We start from the raw sequence: 23,149 nt of genomic DNA, 5'->3' as shown, positions 1-23,149 counted from the left end.
GACGATCGTACGGGCTGAAACGATGGATAGCACGGCTGTTCGAAAGATCATCCATATCGACATGGATGCCTTTTATGCATCGGTGGAGCAACGCGACAATCCCGCACTTCGCGGCCTGCCGGTCGCCGTCGGCGGATCGGCAGCGCGGGGCGTGGTGGCTGCGGCGAGTTACGAGGCAAGAACCTTCGGCGTGCGTTCTGCTATGCCGTCAGTCACTGCCAGGCGGAAATGCCCGGATCTGATCTTCGTGCCGCCGCGATTTGACGTATATCGGCAGGTGTCGCAACAGATCCGCGAAATATTCGCCGAATATACCCCGCTGATCGAGCCGCTATCGCTCGACGAAGCCTATCTCGACGTGACCGAAAACCTGAAAGGCATGGAGATCGCCACCGAAATCGCGCTGGAAATTCGCGCAAGGATCAAGGCGGTCACCGGCCTCAATGCCTCCGCCGGCATCTCCTACAACAAATTTCTCGCCAAGATGGCAAGCGACCTGAACAAGCCGAATGGCCAGGCCGTCATCACGCCCAAGAATGGCCCTGGCTTTGTTGAGGCCCTGGCGGTCAAGAAATTTCACGGCGTGGGACCGGCCACGGCCGAGCGGATGAGACGGCACGGCATCGAAACCGGGCTCGATCTCAAATCGAAATCACTCGGTTTTCTGCAGCAGCATTTCGGAAAGTCCGGCCCTTATTTCTACAACATCGCCCGCGGCATCGATGAACGGCAGGTAGTACCCGATCGCATCCGCAAGTCCGTCGGCGCCGAGGATACATTCGTCGAAGACATCGACGATCTCGATCTGGCCAAGGCTGAGCTCGGCCCTTTGGCTCAGAAAGTCTGGCGGTATTGCGAGGCCCACGACATCACCGGAAAGACAGTGACGGTGAAAATCAAATATTCGGATTTCACCCAGGCGACACGCAGCAGGACCGTCTCGGGAGCTGTGCCTGACCTTGCGACGATCCAGGAAATGGCCGAGACCCTGCTTGCCTCCGTCTTTCCATTCAAACGTCCGGTGCGGCTGCTGGGTGTTACTCTTTCATCGCTGAGTGGAGAAGAGAGCGATGAGGAACCACAGCTCGCCCTTGGCCTCTGATGCCCCTGTTCCGAAAACGAAAAAGCCCGCCGCGGGAGAAGGTGCGGCAGGCTTTTCGAAAACTCGAACAACGGCTGGGAGGAGGAGTGCCATTGTTCACGAGATAACCCTTGGGAGGAGGATAGGGTCACCTCAGTTCGAAGCTCTGCGGGAGGAGGTGCATCACTTCGATGAAGACCACGATACCCGATTTCGCCGCATATTAAATAGGCTTTATCGCAGCGCAGCCATGCAAGAAACGCAGGGGCTGATTTGCACGAGCGATATATTTCAAGGCAAATGGCTTGCGCCGCCCGTCTCCGTCAGAATTTCACGCTGGCCGTCAGGCTGACGTTGAAGGGCTCGCCCACGGCATTGGCATAGCTGGTGGAGCCGATGGACGAGGTGTAATAGGTCTTGTCGAAGATATTCTTCAGATTGAGCTGCAGCGTCACCGGCTTTTCGAACTGAAGCGTGTAGGTGGCGAAGGCGTCGAAGACCGCATAGCCCGGCAGATTATAGGAATTGTCGTTGATGCCGGCGCGCTCACCCACCGCCCGGACGCCGCCGCCGATGCGCAGTGTATTGCCGTTCGGACCGACCTCGCCGACATCATAGGCAAGGAAGAGCGAGCCGGTGTGGCGCGCCACATTCGGCAGGCGCTTGCCGGCATAGGTGGGATCCTCGAGCACCAGCGCATCCGTATAGGCATAACTCGCGATGAGATCGAGATCGTTGGTCAGGCTGCCGGCAATATCGACCTCTACGCCGCGCGAACGGACGAGGCCGGCGGCCTTCACCGTCGAGACGCCGCCGACATCTTCCGAATAGGCGACATTGCGCTTGCGTGCATTGAACAGGGCGATATTGGCGTTGAGCCCAGCGAAAAGATCGAACTTCGCACCCACTTCGTAGGAAATGCCCTCTTCCGGATCGAGCCCGCCATAATAGGCGCCGATGGAAGATTGCGGGCGGAAGGTTTTGGCCACATTGGCGTAAAGCGAGGCATTCGGAGTGAGCTTGTAGACGAGGCCGGCATTGGGAATGAGTTCGCCGCCATCCTTCTCGGTATTAACGACGAAGGGACGGCCCTTGCCGGCATAGATGTCGTAATATTGGTAACGCAAGCCGCCGACCGCGATCCATTGATCGTTAAGATGCAGGGCGTCCTGCATATAGATCGAGGCGGTGGAGAGCTCTTCCGTCTGGTCGCTGTCGACCGCCCTCACCGTGGTGCAGACCGGCAGGCGGCCATAAACCGGACTGTTAACGTTGAAGTTCGTGGAATTCGCGCATCGCAGCATGTCGGTGCGCAGGGTATCGCTGTAATCGTAGGACGCACCGAACAGCAGGTCGTTGCGCAGCCCGCCGATTTCGGCCTCGCCCGTCAGATCCGCCCGCACCGCGTGATTGTAGATCGTGGAATATTGCGTCGCATCGGCCCGTCGCGTCACCTGTCCCGTGCGGGAGTTATAACCCATCACGCGCGCCTGATTGTCCGAATATTCGTTGCGGCTATAGGCGTAATTCAGCGACAGCTTCCAGTCATCGGAGAGTTGGCGATCTATCGCGATGCTTGCCAGATCGGATTTGCCGTCGGTGATGTTATAGGCTTCATCGAGGCGCAGGCGGCGGCTGACATTGATCGCCCTGCCGGTCGCCGGATCGAAGATCGTGCCGCGATCGAACGGCACGCTGTAATCCTCATGCATATAGGAAACCGTAATATCGGTGTCCTCGCCGCTCCATTTCAGCGACGGCGCGATCAGCCAGTTCTTCTTCTCACCGAAATTGCGCCAATAATCGCTGTTTTCCCCCTCGCCGATCAGGCGATAGGAGAAATCCGTACCCGCAATCGGGCCGGTCACATCGAAACCGCCTGATGTGCCATACTTGCCCGCCCCATAGGCGGAAAAGCGCGAATAGGCTTCCGCCGTGAACGTGTCTTCCGGCTTCTTCGTCACGACATTCACCATGCCGCCGGGATCGAGAATGCCGTAAAGCGTGGAGGCAGGTCCCTTCAGCACTTCCACCCGCTCGACCGTATCGTTGAAGGAATGCGGCAAGGCCGTCTTCAGCCCGTTGACGAGGATGGAGCCGTCGCGATTATCGCCGAAACCGCGGCGGATGACCGCATCCTGCGTACCGCCTAGCGTATTTGCCTGGGTGACGCCGCTGACATTGGCCAGCGCTTCGTCCAGCGAGCGCGCCTGCTGGTCGCGCAGCACCTCGGCCGTCACCACATTGACCGATTGCGGAATATCGAGGATCGGCGTTTCGGTACGTGTCGCCGTGCCCGTCGTCACCGGCTGATAACCGCGCGCGCCTTTTTTGACCTCGGCATTAACGGTTATGGTTTCGAGCACCGTCGTTCCATCAGCATTTTTCTTCGGTGCTGCACTCTCCTGCGCATAAGCAGGCAGGGCGACCCCGGCCAGAAGAAACGCCAGCAGCGCCCGCGAGCGCACCCCAATGATCATCGAACCGTCATGCATCGTGTCTTGTCCCCGGCTGTCCCAAATCGTCATCGCGACGATGATGCACCGCTCTTTCAATTGATGAATGTAGTAGTCAACTTTATTTCCGCTTCAGCGCGGTGAAACGTCGGTACCGAAGGGTGCATTCGCGCTTCCTGACGTGTCATTTCAGCCCATGACAGCCGCTTTTTGTTCAAATCGACCGGCAAAAACCGCTTTTTCGAACGCTATATACTTGACTACTACAGTCATCAATAATTCTGGTGGCAACGCATTCAGACGGTGACGAATTTGAACGACGGCATGAGACCCATAAGCACGGATACAGGCCTTGCGGCGCAGGCAATCGAGCTTGCCTATGGCGACACGCCGGTGCTTGCGGATATGTCCATCGATGTCGCACCGAACCGCTTCACCGTTCTGCTTGGCCCCAACGGCTCCGGAAAATCCACGCTTCTCAGCGCGCTTGCCCGCCTGCACCGGCCCGCGAGGGGCCATATTCTTCTCAACGGCAGCGATATCTTCCGCCACCCGACCAAGGAGGTGGCGAAAAAGCTCGGCATGCTGGCGCAGCAGAACCATACGCCGGAAGGGCTTTCGGTTTTCGACCTCGTCTCCCGGGGTCGTTACCCGCATCAGGGATTTCTGAAGCAATGGAGCGAGGAAGACGCCCGCGCGGTGGAAGAGGCGCTTTCCGTGACGGGCATGTCCGGACTGGCGGAAAGAGCGGTCGACAGCCTTTCAGGCGGCCAGCGCCAGCGCGCCTGGATCGCCATGGCGCTGGCGCAGCAGACGGATATAATTCTTCTCGACGAGCCTACGACCTTTCTCGATCTGCACCACCAGATAGAGGTGCTGGACATGCTGGCTGGCCTCGTCAGCCGCCACAACCGCACGATCGTGGCGGTGCTGCATGACATCAATCTTGCCCTGCAATATGCCGATCACCTGATCTTCCTGAAAGACGGACGGCTGCGGCACCGGCTGGAAACGGCGGCGGCCTGCGATGTCGGCATCATTGCCGATGTGTTCGACATGGCAGTTGCCCAGCTCACACATCCGGTCACGGCGCGGCCGGTATTTCTTCCCCTGCCCGGACGGGCCGGCGCGGCATGAACCCTACCGGCACCAGCAGCGCAAGCACCCTTGTCCTTAGAGAGCGAGCCTATGGCCGCACACTTGCGGCAGCACTTCTCCTGCTGCTTGCCCTGCTGCTTCTGGTGCTGGCGCATATGGCCACCGGCCCGCGCCCCATCGCGCCGCACGTTCTGCAAGACCTGATATTCGCTTATGACGCCCGCAATTTCGACCAGCAGGTTTTGATGCGCCTGCGCCTGCCGCGTCTTTTGGCTGCGATGCAGGCCGGGGCCTGCCTTGGAACAGCGGGGCTTCTACTGCAGACCCTGCTTCGAAATCCGCTCGGCGAGCCACATATTCTGGGCCTGAATGCCGGGGCAAGCCTTGCCGTCGTTCTGGCGACAGTGATGCCGCTCGGGCTGATCGCAACGCCGCTGTTCCGCCCATTGCTGGCGGCCACGGGCGCGGGCATCAGCTTTTCGCTCGTGCTTCTCCTTGCTTCGGCCGGACGGCAGGGGCTGACACCGGCAAAACTCGTCTTTTGCGGCATTGCGCTTTCCACGCTTGCCGGAACCCTCACCTCCGCCATCCTCATTCTCAATGAAGAAACATTGCAGCAGATGCGTTTCTGGCTGGTGGGCGATACGGCCGGCGTTTCCATGGCAGCCATCGCCGCCGCCCTGCCCGCGGCCGCGATAGCGCTTCTCCTCGCTTTCGCCGTCGCTCCCCGGCTCGATCTTCTGGGGCTGGGCGACAGCGCTGCCGCAGCACTCGGTGTGCCGGTCCGTTCGACCCGGATTCTGGCGCTTGTCTCCATATCGCTGCTCTGCGGCGCGGCCATCGCCATCGTCGGTCCCATCGGTTTCGTCGGCCTGGTGGTGCCGCCGCTCGTCGCGCGCCTGAAAACGGGGCGGCTTCTGCTTGCCATACCCATCGCAGCACTCGGCGGCGCTGCTCTATTGATCGCCGCCGATCTTGCCGCCCGCCTCATTCTCCTGCCGAAAGAACTGCCCACCGGCGCGATGACCGGCCTTGTCGGCGCGCCGGTCTTTCTCTGGCTGGTGCGCAGGGTGCTGAAATGAACCGTTACCGGGTTCTCCGACTGGGGCGCTTTTCCGTCCGCGTCATGCCGTCGCGGCTCATCATTCTGCTGGCGCTTTTCCTCTGCCTCATGCTTGTCGCCCTGTGGTCGCTCACCGCCGGCAGCCAGCATATCCCCGCCTCCGCCCTGTGGTCGCTTATCACCACAACCGATACCGATGCCGCCATGACCGACGCACACGTGGTTCTCGACTTCCGGCTCTCGCGACTGGCGCTTGCGATGGTGGCCGGGGCCATGCTCGGCATTGCCGGCGCCATCATGCAGGCCACAACCCGCAACGGCCTTGCCGATCCCGGCCTGCTCGGCGTGCGCGAAGGTGCGTCCCTTGCCGTGCTGGGCTGCCTGTTCCTGCTGCCTTCCCTGCCGGTCATGTTGCGCCCCGTCGCGAGCATTGCCGGCGGCATGGCAAGTGCCGCAATCGTTCTGATGCTCTCCGGCGCAACCTCACGCCTGCGCTTCGTGCTGACCGGCATCGGCTTTTCATGGTTTTTATCAGCTTTGCTGCTTATCCCCATGGCATCGCTCGATATTCGCAATTTGCAGACAGCGATGATCTGGATGGCTGGCAACCTGCAGGGCGCAAGCTGGACCGCCGTTTCAATCCTCTCCGTCATCCTCGTCATCGCCCTTGGCCTGCTGTTGTTGACGGCGCGCGCCGCAGACTTGCAGGCACTCGGCGATCATGCGGCGACGGCGCTTGGCGTCCATAACCGCCTCCTTTCAGTGCTTCATGTCACGCTTGCCGTCACCCTCACCGCATCCTGCGTTTCCTTCACCGGCAGCATCGGTTTTGTCGGCCTGATCGGGCCGCATATCGCCCGGCTTCTATTGCCCGGTGGCTCCTATCCGGGGCTTGTCTTGGGTGCCGGCCTTACAGGCGCAACTCTGGTCGCAGCCTCCGACACCATCGCCCGAACCGCCTTTTCACCGCTGGAGCTGCCGACCGGCCTCGTCCTTTCCGCCGTCGGCGCACCCACGCTCCTTGCCCTTCTCTGGTTTCACCGGCATCGCCTATAGGTCCCCCATGCGCAAAACACTTCTCGCCCTTCTCCCGGCCGCCGCTTTTCTCCTCGTTACAGCCACGGCCCAGGCCGAAGAGACCAGCCGAAGCTTTACCGACGACCTCGGCCGCAGCGTTTCCATTCCGGCAAAGCCGAAGCGCATCGTGACGCTGCACGATATCGACCTCACCATTCCGCTGATCGAGCTAGGCGTGACGCCGGTGGGCAGCCACGGCCGCATGGGAGCGGACGGCAAACCCTATCTGCGCTCCAGCGCCATTCTGACCGGTGTTGATTTCGACAATAGCGACATCGCCTATATCGGCTCCATCAATGCCGATCTGGAGGCGATTATCGCCCTCAAGCCCGATCTCATACTGACCGAACCCGATCGCCCCACCCCCGTTGAAAAACTGGTGCAGATCGCCCCCACCGTCGCCATCGACAATACCAAGGACGGCGCACCGCATATTTACAAAGTACTGGCGGAACTCACCGGCACGCAGGAGCGGCTGGCCGTGCTGGACCGTCGTTACCGGGCGCAGATCGAGGCGCTGAAGGCATCGGTCGATACAGGCGCCATCACGGTTTCGGTGTTCCAGCCGCTCAACGGCAAGATCAGCGTCTACCACACCTATCGCGCGCTCGGGCGCGTGCTGCGGGATGCGGGGTTTCGTTTCCCCGCCATCATCGACGCCATTCCGGATGGCGACCGTATCGAGATCAGCGCCGAACGGCTGCCGGAACTCGATGCCGATATCATCTTCGATCCCTATCGCTCCGATACCGGCGCGTCGCCGCAGGCGGAAATCGACATGATGGAAGCCGTGATGCCGGGCTTCTGCAATTTTCTTCAGGCCTGCCGCAACGGTCGGTACATCCTCCTGCCGCGCGAGGAAGCGATTTCCAACTCCTATGCCGCGCTCAGCCTCATGGTCTCCGCCGTCCAGTCGCATTTGACGGTGCGGCCAGCGCACGAAAAGTGACGGCTACGACCGCTACGGACAAAAGCGCTTGCCTCCCGGCTTGGCGCGCTGCTAATTCGTGAAGAAGAGTAGAAAACTCAGCTTCACGGAAGAATTCATGCCGGCTGGCGAAACGCATACATCAAGGCTTCGGCGCACCGACCGTTTCGGAGAGCAACTGCGCAAGCGCCGCGACCGCCTGTCGCCGGGCCTGCTTGCCGTTGCCGAATATATTGACGGCCACCGCCATGCCGTTCTCGCCAAATCGGCGCTGGAAATCGGCTTCGAGACCAATACATCCGATGCGACCGTCATCCGCGCCATACAGGCGCTCGGCTTTCAGGGGCTGGTCGATCTCAAGGAAACGCTGGAGGCCTATCTGGGCGTGACGGATTCGCCCGTCGAAAAAATGGCGGCGACAACAAAATCCATATCCGGCAACTGCGATGCGGCGATAGATTTCGTGCTCGACAATCAGAAGAACACGCTGGAGATGCTTTCAAGCGCTGAAAACCGCGAAGCCATGGCGGCAGCCGTACGGCTTCTCTCACAAGCGCGCGGCATCGGCGTGCTCGGCATCGGCGCCTCCGGCATCATCGCCACCTATGCGGCAAGACTGTTCCAACGCTCGGGCGTCCATTCCTATGCGCTCAACGCCACCGGCATCGCGCTTGCCGAACAGTTACTCGAGCTTGAAAACGGCCACGTCCTCATCATGCTCCTGCACGGTCGCGCCCACCGCGAGGCCCAGACCGCCATAGCCGAGGCTGGCCGCCTCGACATCCCGATCATCATGCTGCTTGGCCAGGAAGACAGCGTGCTCAAAAAACACGCCAACGCCTGCCTGTTCCTGCCCCGCGCCAAAACGGAAGGGGTCGCGCTCCACGCCCCAACCTTCATTGCCATGGAGACCATGGCCCTGGCCCTCTCCGCCGCCTGCCCCGAGCGAAGCCTCGAGACTCTGGAGCGGCTGGTGGAACTGAGGACGTTGATCAGGCCGCACAAGCGGGTTTAAATTACAGTGACACTATCACGCTCAGAATGTTGATGTGCCCTTAAGTCGGCATCCTCATTTTGTACTATCTTGAATTGCCTTAAGTATATCTGACGCAACGTTTCGCCATGTTCGCATTTGTGGCTTAAATTCAACAATCTTCGCTTTCAGTGAAGCGTATTCACCCGGCTCCGCCAAGAGTTTGCTAACCAGACTCGCCAATTCCTCAGGTTTTTCCGGATCGAAGTAAAGCGCAAGCGTTCCACCTGCCTCCCGCAAGGCAGGTACATCCGCGGCAAACGCCGGCGTCCCGCACCATAGAGCCTCACTGATCGGTAGGCCCCATCCTTCCATCCTACTCGGTAAGACCAAGCCATAGGCATTCTCGTAGAATAAACGTAATTCCGCCTGATTAGGATTAAGCACAAAGTGAAATTTGTCGGCTATTGGCCGGAACTTTTCCTGCTTTAAAAATTTTTCAACCCTTTTTCGCCTCGCGCCAGCTAACACTAATGCGGGCGGAATAACACCGGATCTCTGCAATGCCAGCATGGCCTCAACAACGCACTCCAAGTTTTTGCGACCGTTATAAATGCCCACACCCAGCAGATAGCGATCTTGAGGTGGCTTCTTGTTTATCGGCTCAACTGTCTGACGAAGCTCGTTGCAAAGCGGTACTGCCACCACATCGGGTACTGGCGGCAATGTGCCAACATCTGAAAAATGCGCTACCTCCCGCGCCGTAAATTCAGAATTTGTCAAAATCAGTGCGGATGCCGCGATGGCGACCTTGTTATCGTGAATGAAATTCCGCGGAAATGAAAACTGATTCCGATGTGTGAAATCATGCAACGGAATCATATCATGGAGCATCGGAATAAAGATGGCTTTTTCACCGCGTTGGTTTAATGCCATGAGGTAGTCGGACATGATTTTCGGCCTCCCTAGCGAGACCAGAATCTGTCCGTCCAGGTCGACCTCTCGGACGGCCCCCGCCGGAATAGTTGCCCACCGTTTGCGATTGCGATGCTCAACTATTGTGCGCACAACGCCGTAGAACAGAGACTTTAGAAAATTCGTATCGAAAAGGTTCTGTCGAAGGCGCAAAGGGGTTGCGCTTGAAGGAACGTTTGGATCAAGAACACCTGTTGGCGATGCGTCACCCGTGCGCGGAAAGACTTCAAAAAAACGACGATGCAACGGTGAATAGATGACATATCTTACGGATTTATCCACCACGGTCAGCTCATAAGCGACCTCCATCACGGTTCTTGCAATTCCGTAATATTTGAATTTCACTCCTGAATTCAGGAACAGTTCCGACAGATCAAAAAAAACTTGGGGCATTTACCGTCCTGCCTGACGGAAGTATCCGTCATAAAAAACATTGGATTGCAAAAGCTTACGGGCCTATATGCCGCGCCATTGTCGATCGCCCACCACTTAGTTTGGGATATAGATTTTGAACAGCGCACTTGTCAACGGCAAGAACCTTCGGGCTGTGCAAAACTAGATGTTTCACAACAACAACCAATCCAAGAACTACTCATATCTTGTACCCAGCAAAACCATGTCATTGGGCACCACCACCGGAGGGAGATTGACACTTAACGATCACCCATTTAAGTGCACTACACCAATTTCGGATTAGACGTGCCGCGGCATTTGGAACCAGTGTTAAGCTTTGAGTTTTCTGAATATGAAACTTGGGCGCATCATATATGAGCGTTACACAAAACATCACGCCGCTGATTTGGGTTTGTTTGCCTGATGTGATAACACTCGCCAACTGCAGTTTTTGCACCAATTAGGAATATCGCTGTGATCGGATCATTTTTGTCGCAAAACGACAAGAAGCTGCTGGTACGACTGTTCAAAGAGAACTTCAAGAAGCATGTTGGCTGGTACTCCATGGCAATCGCGGCCATGGTTGTCGTTGCCGCAACGACATCCCTTAGCGCCTGGATCATGCGCGATATCGTTAACAGCGTTTACCTGAAGCGTGGCTTCGATGTCGTTCTTGAGATTGCGTTCGCGGTCGCCGCGATCTTCATCGTCAAGGGGCTCGCCACCTTCGTGCAGAGCTATTATCTAAGCAAGGCTGGTAATAGCATCGTAGCGGAGCAACAGCGCAAGATTTACGACCGGCTTCTGAAACAGGGGGTTTCTTTTTTTCAGAACATGCCTTCCTCCGAGCTACTCATTCGAGTCACCTATAACGCTCAGGCTGCGCGTAGCGTCATCGACACGATCGTAACGTCGTTTGTCCGCGATCTCTTTTCGCTTATCGGACTCATAATCGTGATGTTTGCCCAGAACTTTCTTCTGAGTGCGATCTCAATGATTATCGGTCCTCTTGCGATCCTCAGTGTTCGCCTTGTTCTGCGGCGCGTCCGCAAAATCATGGAGGCGGAACTTGCCTCATTGGGTGAAATCGTCAATGTCGTACAGGAGACCAGCATAGGCGTACGCGTTATCAAGGCATTCTCGCTTGAGAAGCTGATGCGCCAACGCATGGACAAAGCGGTATCGGATGTCGAGCATCGCGCAAACGGGATAGCGAAACTTGAAGCGGCGACAAGCCCGATCATGGAGACGCTCTCTGGCCTGGCGATTGCGGTTGTCATCGCCGTTTCCGGCTATACAGTCCTCGAAAAAGGCGGTTCTCCGGGCGATTTGATGGCCTTCATCACTGCCCTGCTACTTGCTTATGAACCTGCAAAGCGTCTTGCACGCATGCGTGTCCAGATCGAAAGTGGCATGATCGGTGTGCGTATGATGTTTGAGGTTCTCGATGCTCCACTGACTTTGAGCGAGAAAAGCGACGCCGCACCGCTGCCAAAAGCAAGCGGCGATGTGGAGCTGAAAAACGTTGGCTTCGAATACGTTTCCGGGCAGCCGGTTTTGAAAGACGTCAGTGTCCTTTTCGAAGGGGGCAAGATGACGGCACTTGTTGGACCTTCAGGAAGCGGTAAATCCACAATTATAAATCTGATTATGCGCCTCTATGACCCGCAAAATGGATCGGTTGAGATCAACGGCACGGATTTGCGCGACGTGTCCTTTGCGAGTTTGCGAGAGCATGTATCCTATGTGGGTCAGGAAACCTTCCTGTTTTCTGGCACAGTAAAGCACAATATTTCCGTCGGCCGCGACAACGCTACGGAGGAAGAAATCATTGCTGCGGCCAAGGCCGCCAATGCGCACGACTTTATCATGAAGATGCCCGACGGTTACGACACCAAACTTGGTGAAAACGGCTCTGGTCTGTCCGGTGGCCAGCGGCAGCGCGTCGCGATCGCGCGAGCCATGCTTAGAAATGCGGATATTTTGATCCTGGACGAGGCGACAAGCGCTCTGGATTCCGAGTCCGAAGCGCTTGTCCGGGATGCTCTGGAGCGCCTCACGCTCAACAAGACATCAATTGTCATCGCTCATCGCCTTTCCACTATTAACCGTGCAGACAAAATCGTCGTCATGGATAATGGCGAAGTTGTAGAACAGGGTAGTCGCCGAGAATTGCTCTCGACGGATGGCCTCTATAAGCGCCTGCACAGCATTCAGTTCGATGCGGATGTAGCTTAAATTTAGCAGATTTATAAAGCCGCGTTGGAAAGGTTTTGTTGTGGACGCACATTCTCGAAAGATCACGCCGGTTCTTCTTGCAGGCGGGGCGGGATCGCGGCTTTGGCCGGTATCGCGCGATCAGTTGCCCAAGCAGTTCCAGCCGCTGGTCGGCAATCTTTCGACCTATCAGCAGACACTGACGCGGGTGGGTGACAAGACGCTTTATTCCGAGCCGCTGGTGATCACCAACGAGGATTTCCGTTTCTTCGCCCGCCGTCAGGCGGAAGAGATCGACCTGCCGGCAACTGTGGTTCTCGAGCCCGCCCGCCGCGACAGCGCCGCCGCCATGGCCGCCGCCGCCGTGCTGGCTGAACGTCGTGAGCCCGGATGTCTGGTGCTGGCGCTTGCCGCCGACCATGTGGTGCTGGATGCCGATAAATTTTCCGACGCCGTGAAGCTTGGCGCCAAGGCCGCCGATCAGGGCAATATCGTCGTTTTCGGTCTGGTGCCGACCGAGCCGCGCACCTCCTACGGCTATATCAAGCCGGGTGAGGCGATCGATGGCGAAGAAGATTTGAGCACCGTCGATGCCTTCGTGGAAAAGCCGGATGTGAAGACTGCGATTTCCTATCTGGAAAAGGGCTATCTCTGGAACTCCGGCAACTTCCTGTTCCGCTCCGACGTGATGATCGCCGAACTCAAGGCCTTCGCACCGGAGATTCTCGCGGCGGTGACCCAGGCAGTCGAGCAGTATGAAAGCGACCTTGGCTTCGTGCGCCTGCATCAGGCAAGTTTCGAGGCCTCGCCGAAAAACTCCATCGACTATGCGGTGATCGAAAAGACCAAACGCATGGCAGTGGTGCACGGCCATTTCCGCTGGTCGGATATTGGCAGCTGGGATGCCATCTGGGAAATCGCCGAAAAGCACGACAATGACAATGCGCTCGAAGGTGATGGCGTCTTCATCGATTCCGAGGGTTGCCTTATCCATTCCACGCAATTGCTGACGACGGTGGTGGGCGCGAAGGACTTGGTGGTGGTGGCCACCAAGGATGCGGTTCTGGTGGTGCCGAAAAACCGGGTACAGGATGTGAAGGGGCTGGTGGAGACGCTGAAGGATGGCGAACATGCGCCGAGAACGCAGAGCCACAAGCGTGTTTATCGTCCGTGGGGTTATATCGAGCATATGTATGTCGATGAGCGTTATCGTGTCGGCCACATCACGGTTGATCCCGGCCACCGCATCTCCTTCCAGAAACACTATCACCGTTCCGAGCACTGGATCATCGTGAAGGGAACGGCGACGGTGACGATTGGCGAAGAGACCCGGCTGCTGACGGAAAACCAATCTGTCTATATTCCGATCGGCCAGCCGCACCGGCTTGCCAATGAGGGGCAGATCCCTCTCGAACTGGTCGAAATCCAGACCGGTGCGTATATTGGCGAGGACGACGTCATCCGTATCGAGGATGATTATAAGAGGAAGTGACTAGCGGATGTGCTGCGGATAAAAGCAGCGATCCGGATTTCCCCTCCCCGGATAAATCAGCGCACCCTGGCGGAACGATCTTCTACGCCTTTCTAACCCTTAGGCAGTGGCGCAAGCGCCGTGTCAAGTTCACGTAACCAGGCATCTGCCGATGCGTCCGAAGGCATGCGCCAGTCCCCCCGTGGAGACAACGAGCCACCGGAGCTGGTTTTCGGACCATTTGGAACTGCGCTACGCTTGAACTGGCTCGTTTGAAAAAAGCGCCTTATGAAGACTCTCAGCCACGACCTGATGGTCTCCAGATCATAGTCTCGTCGGTCAGTATCTGCAAAGTCGGACGGCCAGTTACCCGTTTTAACATCCTTCCAAGCGTACCACGCAAGAAAGGCAATCTTGGACGGCCTCATCCCATATCGTACCGTGTAAAAGAGATTGAAGTCCTGGAGCGCATAGGGCCCCACGAAATCTTCAGTCTTCTGACTTGGTGCTTCTGCATCACCTGGCACCAATTCGGGGCTGATTTCGGTCGACAATATATTCCGAAGAACTTCGGATGCTTCCTCACCGTAAAGGCCGCGCGCCGCCACCCATCGAATAAGATGTTGAATAAGAGTCTTAGGAACCGAGCAATTGACATTGTAGTGACTCATGTGATCACCCACGCCATATGTAGCCCATCCGAGAGCAAGCTCGGAGAGATCACCCGTGCCAAGGACAATTGCGTTGTGCCGGTTTGCCAGCCGGAAAAGAAGCGAGGTCCGGGCTCCCGCCTGAACATTTTCAAAGGTGATATCGTAAATTTTTTCACCTTCGGCGGCAGGATGACCGATATCTCTCAACATCTGCATCGAAGCCGGACCTACGTCGATTTCATCAGCTGTCACCCCCAAAGCCCGCATCAAGCGCCACGCATTTGATTTCGTGGTGTTGGTTGTCGCGAAAGCTGGGAGAGTCCAGGCAAGAACATTGGAGCGAGGTAGCTTCAACAAATCCATGGCGTGGAGCGCAACCAGAAGGGCGTGAGAACTATCCAGTCCACCGGAAACGCCTATAACCACGCGTTCGATGCCACTGGCCTTCAAACGACGGGCAAGGCCTTGAGACTGTATCTGAAAAGCTTCCTCGCAGAGAGCATCAAGCTGGCTTTTGTCATCTGGAACGAAAGGAAAGCGGGCAATTTTCCGCTGCAAGCCAATATCGTTTGCGGAGGGCTGAAGATGAAAACCGATATGCCGATAATCTTTTGGTGCAAGGTCACGCCGATTCGCGACAAGGCTACCATTCCGCAACCTTTCCGCTGCCAGAAGTTCAAGGTCGATATCCGTGACAATCATGCCGGCGCTTGTAGAAAACCGCTCGGATTCTGCCAGAAGAGTTCCAGCTTCATAGATCATTGCATGGCCGTCCCAAGCGAGATCGGTGGTTGATTCACCAAATCCTGCCGCGGAATAGAGATATGCGGCATTGCAGCGAGCGGATTGCACGCGGCATAACGCGTGACGTTCGGCGGACTTGCCGATAATTGCATTGGAAGCTGAAAGGTTTGCAATAACAGTAGCGCCCGCAAGTGCAGCTAGGGACGAAGGTGGTGTCGGCACCCAGACGTCCTCGCAAATCTCAATCGCCAGCACGAAATTCTCTATATCCTGCGCAGCAAACAAGAGGTCCGTACCGATCGGAACCGTTGCCCCCAAAAGCTCAATTGTCGCACCTCTTTCAACGATTGCTCCTGATGCGAAGTGCCTTGCCTCATAAAATTCGCGATAATTCGGCAGATAGGTTTTAGGGACGATGCCCAAAAGACGACCGCGATGCAGCACAACCGCGCAATTAAGAAGGTGCCCTTGCCAGCGCACCGGCATTCCTACCAGAATCAGAGGCATAAGCGTCTCGGTGCGCTTCCGCAGCAATTCGAGAGCTGCTTCCGCCTCATCAAGCAGCGTTTGCTGATGCAGAAGATCATCAATCGAATAACCGGTCAAGCCGAGCTCGGGGAGGACAAGAAGACCAACCGACTGTTCGTTCGCTGCCTCCAATAGCGGTATTGTGGCTGCAGCATTCGCCAAAGGCGAGGCGGGCGAGACCAGATGTGACGCAACGGCACAACGAAGAAAGCCCTGCGCGTAAGCCGAAGCGAAAGTCGTGGATATAACCTGTTTATTACGCATCATTGTGTTCACTTGCATTCATGCCGCCATCAGCAACTACTCCGATGAGAAGCCAGGAGGGGCGCACCCAAAATAAGGAGGAAAATCGCGGGCGCCATTGTTTCCAATTCAGCAAAACCGCTTCGACGACGCCCTGCGCAGCGCTTTGCTCCGCCAGAATCGAAGGATCCGGACAAAAATCATGCCACATGACAAGCCCGCCGGGCCGAACCACCTGCAAGGCCTTTGCAGTGTCGTTGGCCACTACATCAGCCGTGTGACCACCGTCGATCAGGACGGTGTCGAAGAAATCGCTATCGAAAGCCGAGGTATCGAACTCTCTGCTGTCCATCAGCAACTGCGTGGCCCGAGAAGCCAGTCCTGCTTCGCGATAAAGGCGCCCTATTCGATTTCCACCATCCGTAACGCCCGATGCGTCCGAATACAAAGAACGCCCCTCGGCATCCTTTTCCCCTTCGGGAAGATTGAGTGTCCACACGTGTGCTTCGGAATGCTGTAAGCAAAGCCGCGCACCAAACCCCTCCCAGGTTCCAAATTCGAGATGATGCTTTGGGCGAAAGGCACGGTACAGTTGCTGCAACAACTTCGCATCATGCACTTCCATGCGAAACTGCGTAAGCGGCATGTTAACGAGGTTTATCGGAGCACGGAACGAGCAATCCAAACCGAGGCGTTCTCCCAACATATGAGCGTCAACAATTTCGAGTTTGTCTTTAGGCTCATCGAAACTCAATGAGGGGAGACCCTTGGCGGCCTCACTCAAGGCGATCTCTTTTTGTAAGGGATTCATCGAAGGCGACGGTGTCGTGTTGCGCCGAGCTTCGGCTTGCAGCACAACTGGCTCACTGAAACTTACTCTCGCCACGCCTGGCAGCGTAGGACCCTTTCTGATAACAATACCGCGCAGGTCCTCAACGTTATCAAGAGCTATAGCAACGGTCGTTTCCCCACCTGGGAGCACAAAAGCTTCCGATCCGATGAGTTCTGAAAAACCTTCTCTTACGCAAAGAACTCCAATATCTGCGCCGGACACGCCGACCGACAAGCGCACGATTGCCGGCCCTTCACAAACTGGTTGCACTTTCCAGATCAGGCCATAACCCCAGGCAGGTGCATCAATAATCAGATCACCAGTTTCCTCATCCACAACACCCGCACCAGCCGACTCGAATGTAGCAGCAACGTCAGCTGCTGATGCGGCTGTCGCGACAATAACCGGCGAAACATAGACAGGCTCCCGTTCATGTATAAGCCTCAGTCCATCAACGGCAACAGGTACGCCTTCAGGACGACGCAAGAGGAAATTTTCACCATCCATCACGAGAGCCTCGTGATAGCCGACTGATGCCAACCACTCGAGTGCTTGCGAGACGCTCTGCTTTCTTTCCGCCAACGCGTGGTTGAGTTCCACAAGAACCCAAGGGTTAAATTTATCGAGTGTCTGAAGAGACCCTTTCAACACTTCGAGATCGAAACTGTCCACATCAACCTTAAGAAGATCAAGCCTGTCCCACTCCAGACGCTGCATTTCCGCGTCCACTGTCGAGAAAGGAAACTCCTCTACCTCTGCGGGGCTGCCCCATACGCGGAATATCGCATCTCGACGGTTGCCTTCCGTCTCTCCCATAGCGATCTGCCGGACTTCGACATTTGAAATCCCATTGAGCTCGAGATTATGCCTGAGCATCCGATATGTTTCGGTCGGCTCGAACGCGACGACAAAACCTTCCGGCGCACAACGGCCAAAAAGGGCGGAGTAATAACCGATATTGCCCCCGACATCAAAAATACGCCAATCGCGACCGATATTGCGGACGCACCACCGTTTTGTCTGCATCTCACAATAGGGATAGTAGCCTCGCATATGTGCGTAATAGGAACCAAGCCGAATTGGCTCAGCCTCGGGAACCATCGTCCAAATCGGAGCCAGATCGAGCTGGATAGCAGGGGCCGGAGCTTCAACATCGAGACCCGGTTGAGATTCGGCGGGGCGTTGCTGTTCAAAATCCGAAGTGTACTCGGGTCGCGAGCCAGACGGCGAGTTGAGGAAGGATTGCACAATGTCCCTGATCGATCGCCGCATTTATTTCCTCCACTGTCATAACTTTGAGATCAAAAGTTTCAAGATCGTCATGATCAGCGACGCCAACAGGACGACAACCCGTCAGGGCAAAAAGATGCGCACGCCCGCAGCCTTGATTTCCGCTGACGGTATAACTGCCAAAGCCAATTGCCTGCTCCGCAACATAACCAGTCTCTTCCCGTAACTCCCGGAGCATAGCCTCAACGGCATCTTCACCGGGCTCCACATGGCCAGCCGGAAAGGTCATGGAATAACAGCGTGCGCCGTGCTTATATTGCCACAACGTTAAAATACTGCCGTCCGCCAGAATAGGCACCGCTATCGAGTAATCAGGCAAGTGAACTTGGTGATAGTCGTCGACAATGCGGCCATCCGGTAGTTCAACTGTTTCCACTGAGAGCTTTAAATATGGTGGCGCATCATGAACGGTGTGAGTTTTAACCACCTTCCAGGGCGCTGCATTGCTAGTGACACCATTTGAACTCATTACTTAGCTTTCACGCCTGATTATGACCCGCAGCAAACGTTGTTTTGCTTTACGACCAACAGTCAGGCGTAACTGGACTGAAGAATCCCCGTTGGCGGCTTCGATATCAAACGGAATCTTCAGCCAATGCGAACCTGAAATCCACAATGATTTGGAATAGCTTGACACCACTTTTTCGTCGGCAACCACTTCAAGTGAAAACTTCTGCCCTAATGAAACATCCGTCTCAATTTGCAACCGAGCAACATAGCGGCCAGTCGGAAGGTAATGGTAAGGGCCAAAACAAAGATGGCCGCCCACCCCCCGTTCTGAAACGATATCAAGCCCCTCGCGACGCGAGCCTTCCCCTGGCAACATCATCGATATCCAGTCAACTGTCGTTCCTGGAACAAATTCCTCTACCACTGATAACGATTTCTGGGGAAAAAGCTGGCGGGGATTTGCGTCGAAAGCGCCTAAGTAACCATTATAATTGTTTTCACTATAGGGGTTCGGCGGAACGAGCGCGTCAAGCGCCCAGCTATCATCCAGACCAGCTACGGAAATATCTCTTTCTCGCAACGCAACTATTAAGGCGGCTGCGCAATCGGACAGCCCAAATGTCTCATACAAAAAAATAAGCTTAAGAAAAACAGTTGTATCGCCTTGCTCGACCAACTCGTCCATCACTTCTGGATCCATGACAGGGTCGAGCATGTAAAGCGCGTCACAAAACATCACCGGCCCATCAACTGTTTGGGCAAAAATTGGGATTGCAAATCGTCCCGGCAATGCGCCCCGCGTATAACGATGAACATCCACGTCAAATAAGCGATAACCGTGATCACGCAAGAGCCTGTCAAGGTCACCCCAAACAGTGCCATGTCGATCGCGCATCTCGTGTAGTTGGGCTTCGGTAATTAAAGCAAGCGGACGCTTTGGCCCCGAAAGAAGGTCTTGAGCGCCGACAAAAACTTCGAAATCAAATCCATCGACGTCGCATTTAACCACGTCAACACGCCCAAACTCATTCGCGGCCAGCCACTCGTCAAGAGAAAGGCGTTGGTCGGCAAACCGTAGCTCCGCTCCGCGATTAAAAACATCCGCAGTAAAGGAAAGACCGGTCTTCTCTGATGCTCGATGCGCACTACTCAGCACAAATGCGCTTGAAGCCCCTCTTTTTGGCTCTGTATCTATTCGAACCGAGAGAGGAAGGGGCCGGGCCCCATTCCCAACCCACGCAGCAACGTAGCGAATATCCCGCTCGGTCCCGACCTCGGCATTCAATCGATCCACTTCTGAAACCAATGGGTCAAAACCAACCGCACGGAAACTCTCGCCAAACTGATCCCAAAAGCTATCGATTCCGCCACTGCAACCAACATCGAGCAAAGAAAGGTTCAGATTTTCGAGGAGGCCCCGCTTCTTACATTCAAGCAAGAAAGAAGAACTGTGACGGAAAGCAGATAGCGTCATGCAGACCAATCCTCCGCGAGCTTAGAAGTACGCTCGATCAGCACACCTTCGAGAGTTATTCGCGCCTTTCCGGACGAGTGGAGGCGAACCTGTAAGGGAAGCAATATATCCCGCGGAGCAACATGCAGCGGTAACCTAACCGTCGCTTTCCCTCCGAGGATATTCACTTTCGTTTCGTAAACAACTCTTTCACCTTGAATCAGATCGAGGTTGAGTCTGCATTTCCACGAGTGATCCCAGCGTCGGGACAACGTCAAATCTATGCGATAGTTTCCAGGAGGCAGATGGGCATAAGGCCCGAAAAAAATGTGACCGACTTCGTCGTTCGAGCGGATAACATCCTTTTCCCGGGTACCCGCCGCACCAGCGCGCATTTCTGAAGTCCAATCATCCACTTCCTTGAATATAGACTGAAGTAGATAACCATGGCGTAGTCGCGCAGAAAATGGCGTGCGCCCGCAACCGATGAAACGCTGCATCAGCGATTCAAAGCGATTATGAACCGCGTTGACGCCAATGAAGCGCCTTGGTTCCTTTTTTTCTGCCAAGTGCTTATGCTCGGCGCCTATTGCAGCAAAAAATCCATTGAGAACGCTAGTAAGATCTTCTCCTTCAGCCTTATCCGGCAAACCAAAATTGATAACAAACGCATCAGCTTGAGTAAGTGTGGCCGAAGATTCCGAACCTGCTTGCCACACCGTCACTCGATTGGAGAAACCAAGTTTGTCCCAACAACGGCTGAATAGAGTAAGCACTTGGTCCTGTAGGCCGATCCAGACAACTCGCGTTTCTCGCGGAGCATTCGCAAATAGATCGACGAGAAATGGCAAAACGTGTTCCGGCGTACCGATTTCGCGATCATAGGATTCTGAACGATATCTCGCTTCCAACGGCTGCTTGAGCGGCGTGCCTATCGCTTCTGCAAGAGCACTACGATACGCAGTATTTATCGTATCCGTCAGGCGGATTTCTTCCAAATCTATTCCGTTCAGCCCCCAAAACTCTGACTGCTCAGGAATGTCAGGCTGCGCTACCCTATTAATAAATCTCTCGGGATCATTCTCCACACTCTTGTGCGCGTGCATTGGAGTTGTCTGACGAGTGTGATCACAATGATAACCAAAAACCGCAGGCACGGCATCGCTGACTTTTCCATGAAGCATTACAAGCCGCTTCGAAATATTTGAGTCGACGTGCCACCCTAAGAGCATCTGCTCATCAAATCCGTGGATACTAAAGAGATCTTCACGCCTCATGAGCTGAAAGTCGCCAGGTGCATCATAAAGAATGGAGTCAGCGCCGTAGACAATTTCGTTGAGATGGAGGTTCTCTCCCACCGCACGCGTTTCAGCTATAACCCCAGCCGGATCAAGCCGGTCGAAGCTCTCCCATAGTGTTTCAGGTATCTCGAAACGAGGCGTGCAGTAAAACCCGTCCTTCAGTCCCGCCAGCTGCTCCGAGAGGGACTGCGACCCCCGCGGAACGAATATCATGTCCGTGTTTGTCGACAGTATCCAGCGGTTTGCAGGATTGGACCGTCTGACCGCAGCGTTGCGCGAAATGGGTTCAAGGGCCTTCAGATGCGTACGGGATGCGAAAAGCTGATTATGAAGGCTGGGCCTTATGCGGATAATCCGCAAAAGACGTTTCGCACGATCCGTCAACGTGTCACAGATCGCCTCCGGGAAGGTCGGGAAATCGTCCGGCGTGTTGTAGTCGACGAAAAGAATTTCATCATTTTCGTCAGTCAGTACTTCCGCCATGCAATTCAGGCTGAGAGCAGCCCGCTTGTGGAGATTATAGCCGTAGCTATCGTTCCTTCCGTAGAGAACGATCGATATCATGGCATTACCCGGTTGTGTTTCGCCGCTGCCGCATCTGAGAGCCAATCCCCCATACCAGGTCTGATCAGCGTTATTGCGGCTGAGAGCTTTGCGGCGTCAACGACGCGCCACGGGTCAATGACCGCCTTAGGCCCCGCCGCCGCTATATCGAGATTGCGATAGGCTTTCCACGGCGTCACAATGGCAACCACATCTGCTCCCGCCATGGCGCTTTCTGCATCCATCTTGATCACAATGCCGTCGGCAATTTGATCCGGAAGGCTGACAAGCGCTTGCGGATCCGTAATCCGCACACGATAACCTATGCTAATCAGCTTGTGGGCGAGCGCCAGTCCCTGGCTTTCCTCAATCACCGGCGTTTCCGGCTTATAGGAGAGGCCGAGAATCGCAACTTGCGCCCCTGGATCAGCCGATGCTGATATGGCCCGCACAAGACGTTCGGTCTGATGATCATTGATCACATCAGTCGCTTCTGCAAGGTCCGTACGTGCGCCCAAGCTGCGTCCAAGTGCAGCAAATGCCTTGTTATCACGCGGGAAACAGGGACCACCATAACCGATGGCTCCCTTGATGTATTTCTTTCCGATACGGCTATCCGCACCGAGAGCATCCGTCACCACGTCTGCATCTGCACCATCGAGATGGTCGCACATGTCTGCGATCATGTTCGCATAGCTGATCTTGGTGGTTACGTAGGTGTTGACGGCGATCTTGCAAAGTTCCGCATTGACCCAGTTCATGCGCTGGAATTCGGGACCGCTCTCCGTCGAGCCACGGTAGACGCTCTCGAGCATATCCCCGGCCTTGGGGTCGCTTTCGCCAATGAGAATCATGTCTGGATAAAGCATGTCGCGAACGACAGTACCGAGCGCGATGAACTCCGGATTATAGCACAAACCGAGGTCCGAACCCACTGTGCGACCCGATGCACGCTCAAGCGTTTGCCTCAGAACACCGCCCGTAGAACCAGGCATAACAGTGGAAGTGACAACCACATTGTGATAGCCGATCTTGTCATGCAATGCGGCACCGATGCTCTCAAGAGCGGAGATCACATAATCATTGCGGAAAAATCGGTCCGGCCCACTTGGCGTCGGGACGATGATGAAAGTGACGTCCGACGAAAGCACTGCCTCCCGCATGTCGGTCGTCGCCCGAATGCGCTCACCATGCTCGGTGATCAACGCCTGGAGTTGCGGCTCGGGAACTGGCGCTACACCACGATTGATTGAATCCACGAATGCGGAATTCAAATCCATACCAATGACGTCAAAGCCCTTTTTGGCAAAAACGGCAAGCATGGGCGCACCAAGTTTACCCAGGCCTATAACGGAGAGTTTCGGCTTCATCTTCATATCT

General features: G+C 55.8%; 16 protein-coding genes. 8 read left to right on the top strand and 8 right to left on the bottom strand.

Annotation, left to right across the window (positions count from 1 at the left end):
• Window positions 1–22 precede the first annotated feature (22 nt).
• Window positions 23–1,102 (top strand): DNA polymerase IV, encoded by a 1,080-nt coding sequence (gene dinB / locus G3A56_RS24910; protein WP_082184794.1) that lies wholly within the window; start codon window positions 23–25, stop codon window positions 1,100–1,102.
• A 302-nt stretch (window positions 1,103–1,404) separates the two neighbouring features.
• Here the strand turns inward: dinB and G3A56_RS24905 are convergent, their stop codons facing one another.
• Window positions 1,405–3,576 (bottom strand): TonB-dependent siderophore receptor, encoded by a 2,172-nt coding sequence (locus G3A56_RS24905; protein WP_082185967.1) that lies wholly within the window; start codon window positions 3,574–3,576, stop codon window positions 1,405–1,407.
• A gap of 285 nt (window positions 3,577–3,861) precedes the next feature.
• Between G3A56_RS24905 and G3A56_RS24900 the strand changes: the two genes are divergently transcribed.
• From G3A56_RS24900 to G3A56_RS24880, 5 genes are all read left to right on the top strand, one after another.
• Complete coding sequence (locus tag G3A56_RS24900) at window positions 3,862–4,674, top strand: ABC transporter ATP-binding protein (RefSeq protein WP_175414400.1); 813 nt, start codon at window positions 3,862–3,864, stop codon at window positions 4,672–4,674.
• Window positions 4,671–5,717, top strand: a complete 1,047-nt coding sequence (locus G3A56_RS24895; RefSeq protein ID WP_082184796.1) for a FecCD family ABC transporter permease — start codon at window positions 4,671–4,673, stop codon at window positions 5,715–5,717. Before G3A56_RS24900 ends, G3A56_RS24895 begins: the two co-directional genes overlap by 4 nt.
• Entirely contained in the window at window positions 5,714–6,754 is a 1,041-nt protein-coding gene (locus G3A56_RS24890; RefSeq protein ID WP_164056863.1) for a FecCD family ABC transporter permease, read from the top strand. The genes G3A56_RS24895 and G3A56_RS24890 overlap by 4 nt, the downstream gene beginning before the upstream one ends.
• Window positions 6,755–6,761: 7 nt before the next feature.
• On the top strand, window positions 6,762–7,724 hold the full coding sequence (locus G3A56_RS24885; RefSeq protein ID WP_082184798.1) for an ABC transporter substrate-binding protein: 963 nt from the start codon (window positions 6,762–6,764) through the stop codon (window positions 7,722–7,724).
• Window positions 7,725–7,821: 97 nt separating this feature from the next.
• A complete protein-coding gene (locus G3A56_RS24880; protein WP_082184799.1) occupies window positions 7,822–8,718 on the top strand; it encodes a MurR/RpiR family transcriptional regulator in 897 nt (298 codons plus the stop codon).
• Window positions 8,719–8,772: 54 nt separating this feature from the next.
• On the opposite strand, the gene G3A56_RS24875 is transcribed toward G3A56_RS24880, so the two are convergent.
• Window positions 8,773–10,044 carry a glycosyltransferase gene (locus tag G3A56_RS24875; protein ID WP_003499369.1) on the bottom strand — a complete coding sequence of 424 codons (1,272 nt, stop codon included), beginning with the start codon at window positions 10,042–10,044 and terminating at the stop codon, window positions 8,773–8,775.
• Between the two features lie 474 nt (window positions 10,045–10,518).
• Between G3A56_RS24875 and G3A56_RS24870 the strand changes: the two genes are divergently transcribed.
• Complete coding sequence (locus G3A56_RS24870; protein ID WP_003499367.1) at window positions 10,519–12,282, top strand: ABC transporter ATP-binding protein; 1,764 nt, start codon at window positions 10,519–10,521, stop codon at window positions 12,280–12,282.
• Window positions 12,283–12,322: 40 nt separating this feature from the next.
• Window positions 12,323–13,753 (top strand): mannose-1-phosphate guanylyltransferase/mannose-6-phosphate isomerase, encoded by a 1,431-nt coding sequence (locus tag G3A56_RS24865; RefSeq protein ID WP_082184800.1) that lies wholly within the window; start codon window positions 12,323–12,325, stop codon window positions 13,751–13,753.
• 92 nt (window positions 13,754–13,845) lie between these two features.
• Here the strand turns inward: G3A56_RS24865 and G3A56_RS24860 are convergent, their stop codons facing one another.
• Genes G3A56_RS24860 through G3A56_RS24835 form a run of 6 tightly spaced genes read right to left on the bottom strand, consistent with a single transcriptional unit; the run spans window position 13,846 to window position 23,145 of the window.
• Window positions 13,846–15,939 (bottom strand): NAD(+) synthase, encoded by a 2,094-nt coding sequence (locus G3A56_RS24860; protein WP_003499365.1) that lies wholly within the window; start codon window positions 15,937–15,939, stop codon window positions 13,846–13,848.
• Window positions 15,914–18,004, bottom strand: coding sequence for a class I SAM-dependent methyltransferase (locus tag G3A56_RS24855; RefSeq protein WP_082184801.1), 2,091 nt, complete (start codon window positions 18,002–18,004; stop codon window positions 15,914–15,916). The genes G3A56_RS24860 and G3A56_RS24855 overlap by 26 nt, the downstream gene beginning before the upstream one ends.
• Window positions 17,922–18,491: an NUDIX hydrolase gene (locus G3A56_RS24850; RefSeq protein ID WP_082184802.1), complete on the bottom strand. Its 570-nt coding sequence runs from the start codon at window positions 18,489–18,491 to the stop codon at window positions 17,922–17,924. Before G3A56_RS24850 ends, G3A56_RS24855 begins: the two co-directional genes overlap by 83 nt.
• A 3-nt stretch (window positions 18,492–18,494) precedes the next feature.
• On the bottom strand, window positions 18,495–19,946 hold the full coding sequence (locus tag G3A56_RS24845) for an FkbM family methyltransferase (RefSeq protein WP_082184803.1): 1,452 nt from the start codon (window positions 19,944–19,946) through the stop codon (window positions 18,495–18,497).
• A complete protein-coding gene (locus G3A56_RS24840) occupies window positions 19,943–21,790 on the bottom strand; it encodes a hypothetical protein (protein WP_082184804.1) in 1,848 nt (615 codons plus the stop codon). Before G3A56_RS24840 ends, G3A56_RS24845 begins: the two co-directional genes overlap by 4 nt.
• The gene (locus tag G3A56_RS24835) at window positions 21,787–23,145 is read right to left on the bottom strand and encodes a UDP-glucose dehydrogenase family protein (RefSeq protein WP_082184805.1); all 1,359 of its coding nucleotides are present in this window, start codon (window positions 23,143–23,145) and stop codon (window positions 21,787–21,789) included. Before G3A56_RS24835 ends, G3A56_RS24840 begins: the two co-directional genes overlap by 4 nt.
• Window positions 23,146–23,149 lie beyond the last annotated feature (4 nt).

Source organism: Rhizobium oryzihabitans (assembly GCF_010669145.1).
Classification (GTDB): Bacteria; Pseudomonadota; Alphaproteobacteria; order Rhizobiales; family Rhizobiaceae; genus Agrobacterium; species Agrobacterium oryzihabitans.
The sequence above is the reverse complement of the archived record's forward strand: the minus strand, read 5'-3'. Positions and strand labels throughout refer to the sequence as shown.

Bases quoted from the DNA above. Each gene is read 5' to 3' on its own strand.
- G3A56_RS24900 (WP_175414400.1), top strand. From the start codon at position 3,862: ATGAGACCCATAAGCACGGATACAGGCCTTGCGGCGCAGGCAATCGAG.
- G3A56_RS24875 (WP_003499369.1), bottom strand. From the start codon at position 10,044: ATGCCCCAAGTTTTTTTTGATCTGTCGGAACTGTTCCTGAATTCAGGA.
- G3A56_RS24880 (WP_082184799.1), top strand. From the start codon at position 7,822: ATGCCGGCTGGCGAAACGCATACATCAAGGCTTCGGCGCACCGACCGT.
- G3A56_RS24860 (WP_003499365.1), bottom strand. From the start codon at position 15,939: ATGCAAGTGAACACAATGATGCGTAATAAACAGGTTATATCCACGACT.
- G3A56_RS24855 (WP_082184801.1), bottom strand. From the start codon at position 18,004: ATGCGGCGATCGATCAGGGACATTGTGCAATCCTTCCTCAACTCGCCG.
- G3A56_RS24835 (WP_082184805.1), bottom strand. From the start codon at position 23,145: ATGAAGATGAAGCCGAAACTCTCCGTTATAGGCCTGGGTAAACTTGGT.
- G3A56_RS24850 (WP_082184802.1), bottom strand. From the start codon at position 18,491: ATGAGTTCAAATGGTGTCACTAGCAATGCAGCGCCCTGGAAGGTGGTT.
- G3A56_RS24895 (WP_082184796.1), top strand. From the start codon at position 4,671: ATGAACCCTACCGGCACCAGCAGCGCAAGCACCCTTGTCCTTAGAGAG.
- G3A56_RS24890 (WP_164056863.1), top strand. From the start codon at position 5,714: ATGAACCGTTACCGGGTTCTCCGACTGGGGCGCTTTTCCGTCCGCGTC.
- G3A56_RS24905 (WP_082185967.1), bottom strand. From the start codon at position 3,576: ATGCATGACGGTTCGATGATCATTGGGGTGCGCTCGCGGGCGCTGCTG.
- G3A56_RS24885 (WP_082184798.1), top strand. From the start codon at position 6,762: ATGCGCAAAACACTTCTCGCCCTTCTCCCGGCCGCCGCTTTTCTCCTC.
- G3A56_RS24845 (WP_082184803.1), bottom strand. From the start codon at position 19,946: ATGACGCTATCTGCTTTCCGTCACAGTTCTTCTTTCTTGCTTGAATGT.
- G3A56_RS24840 (WP_082184804.1), bottom strand. From the start codon at position 21,790: ATGATATCGATCGTTCTCTACGGAAGGAACGATAGCTACGGCTATAAT.
- dinB (WP_082184794.1), top strand. From the start codon at position 23: ATGGATAGCACGGCTGTTCGAAAGATCATCCATATCGACATGGATGCC.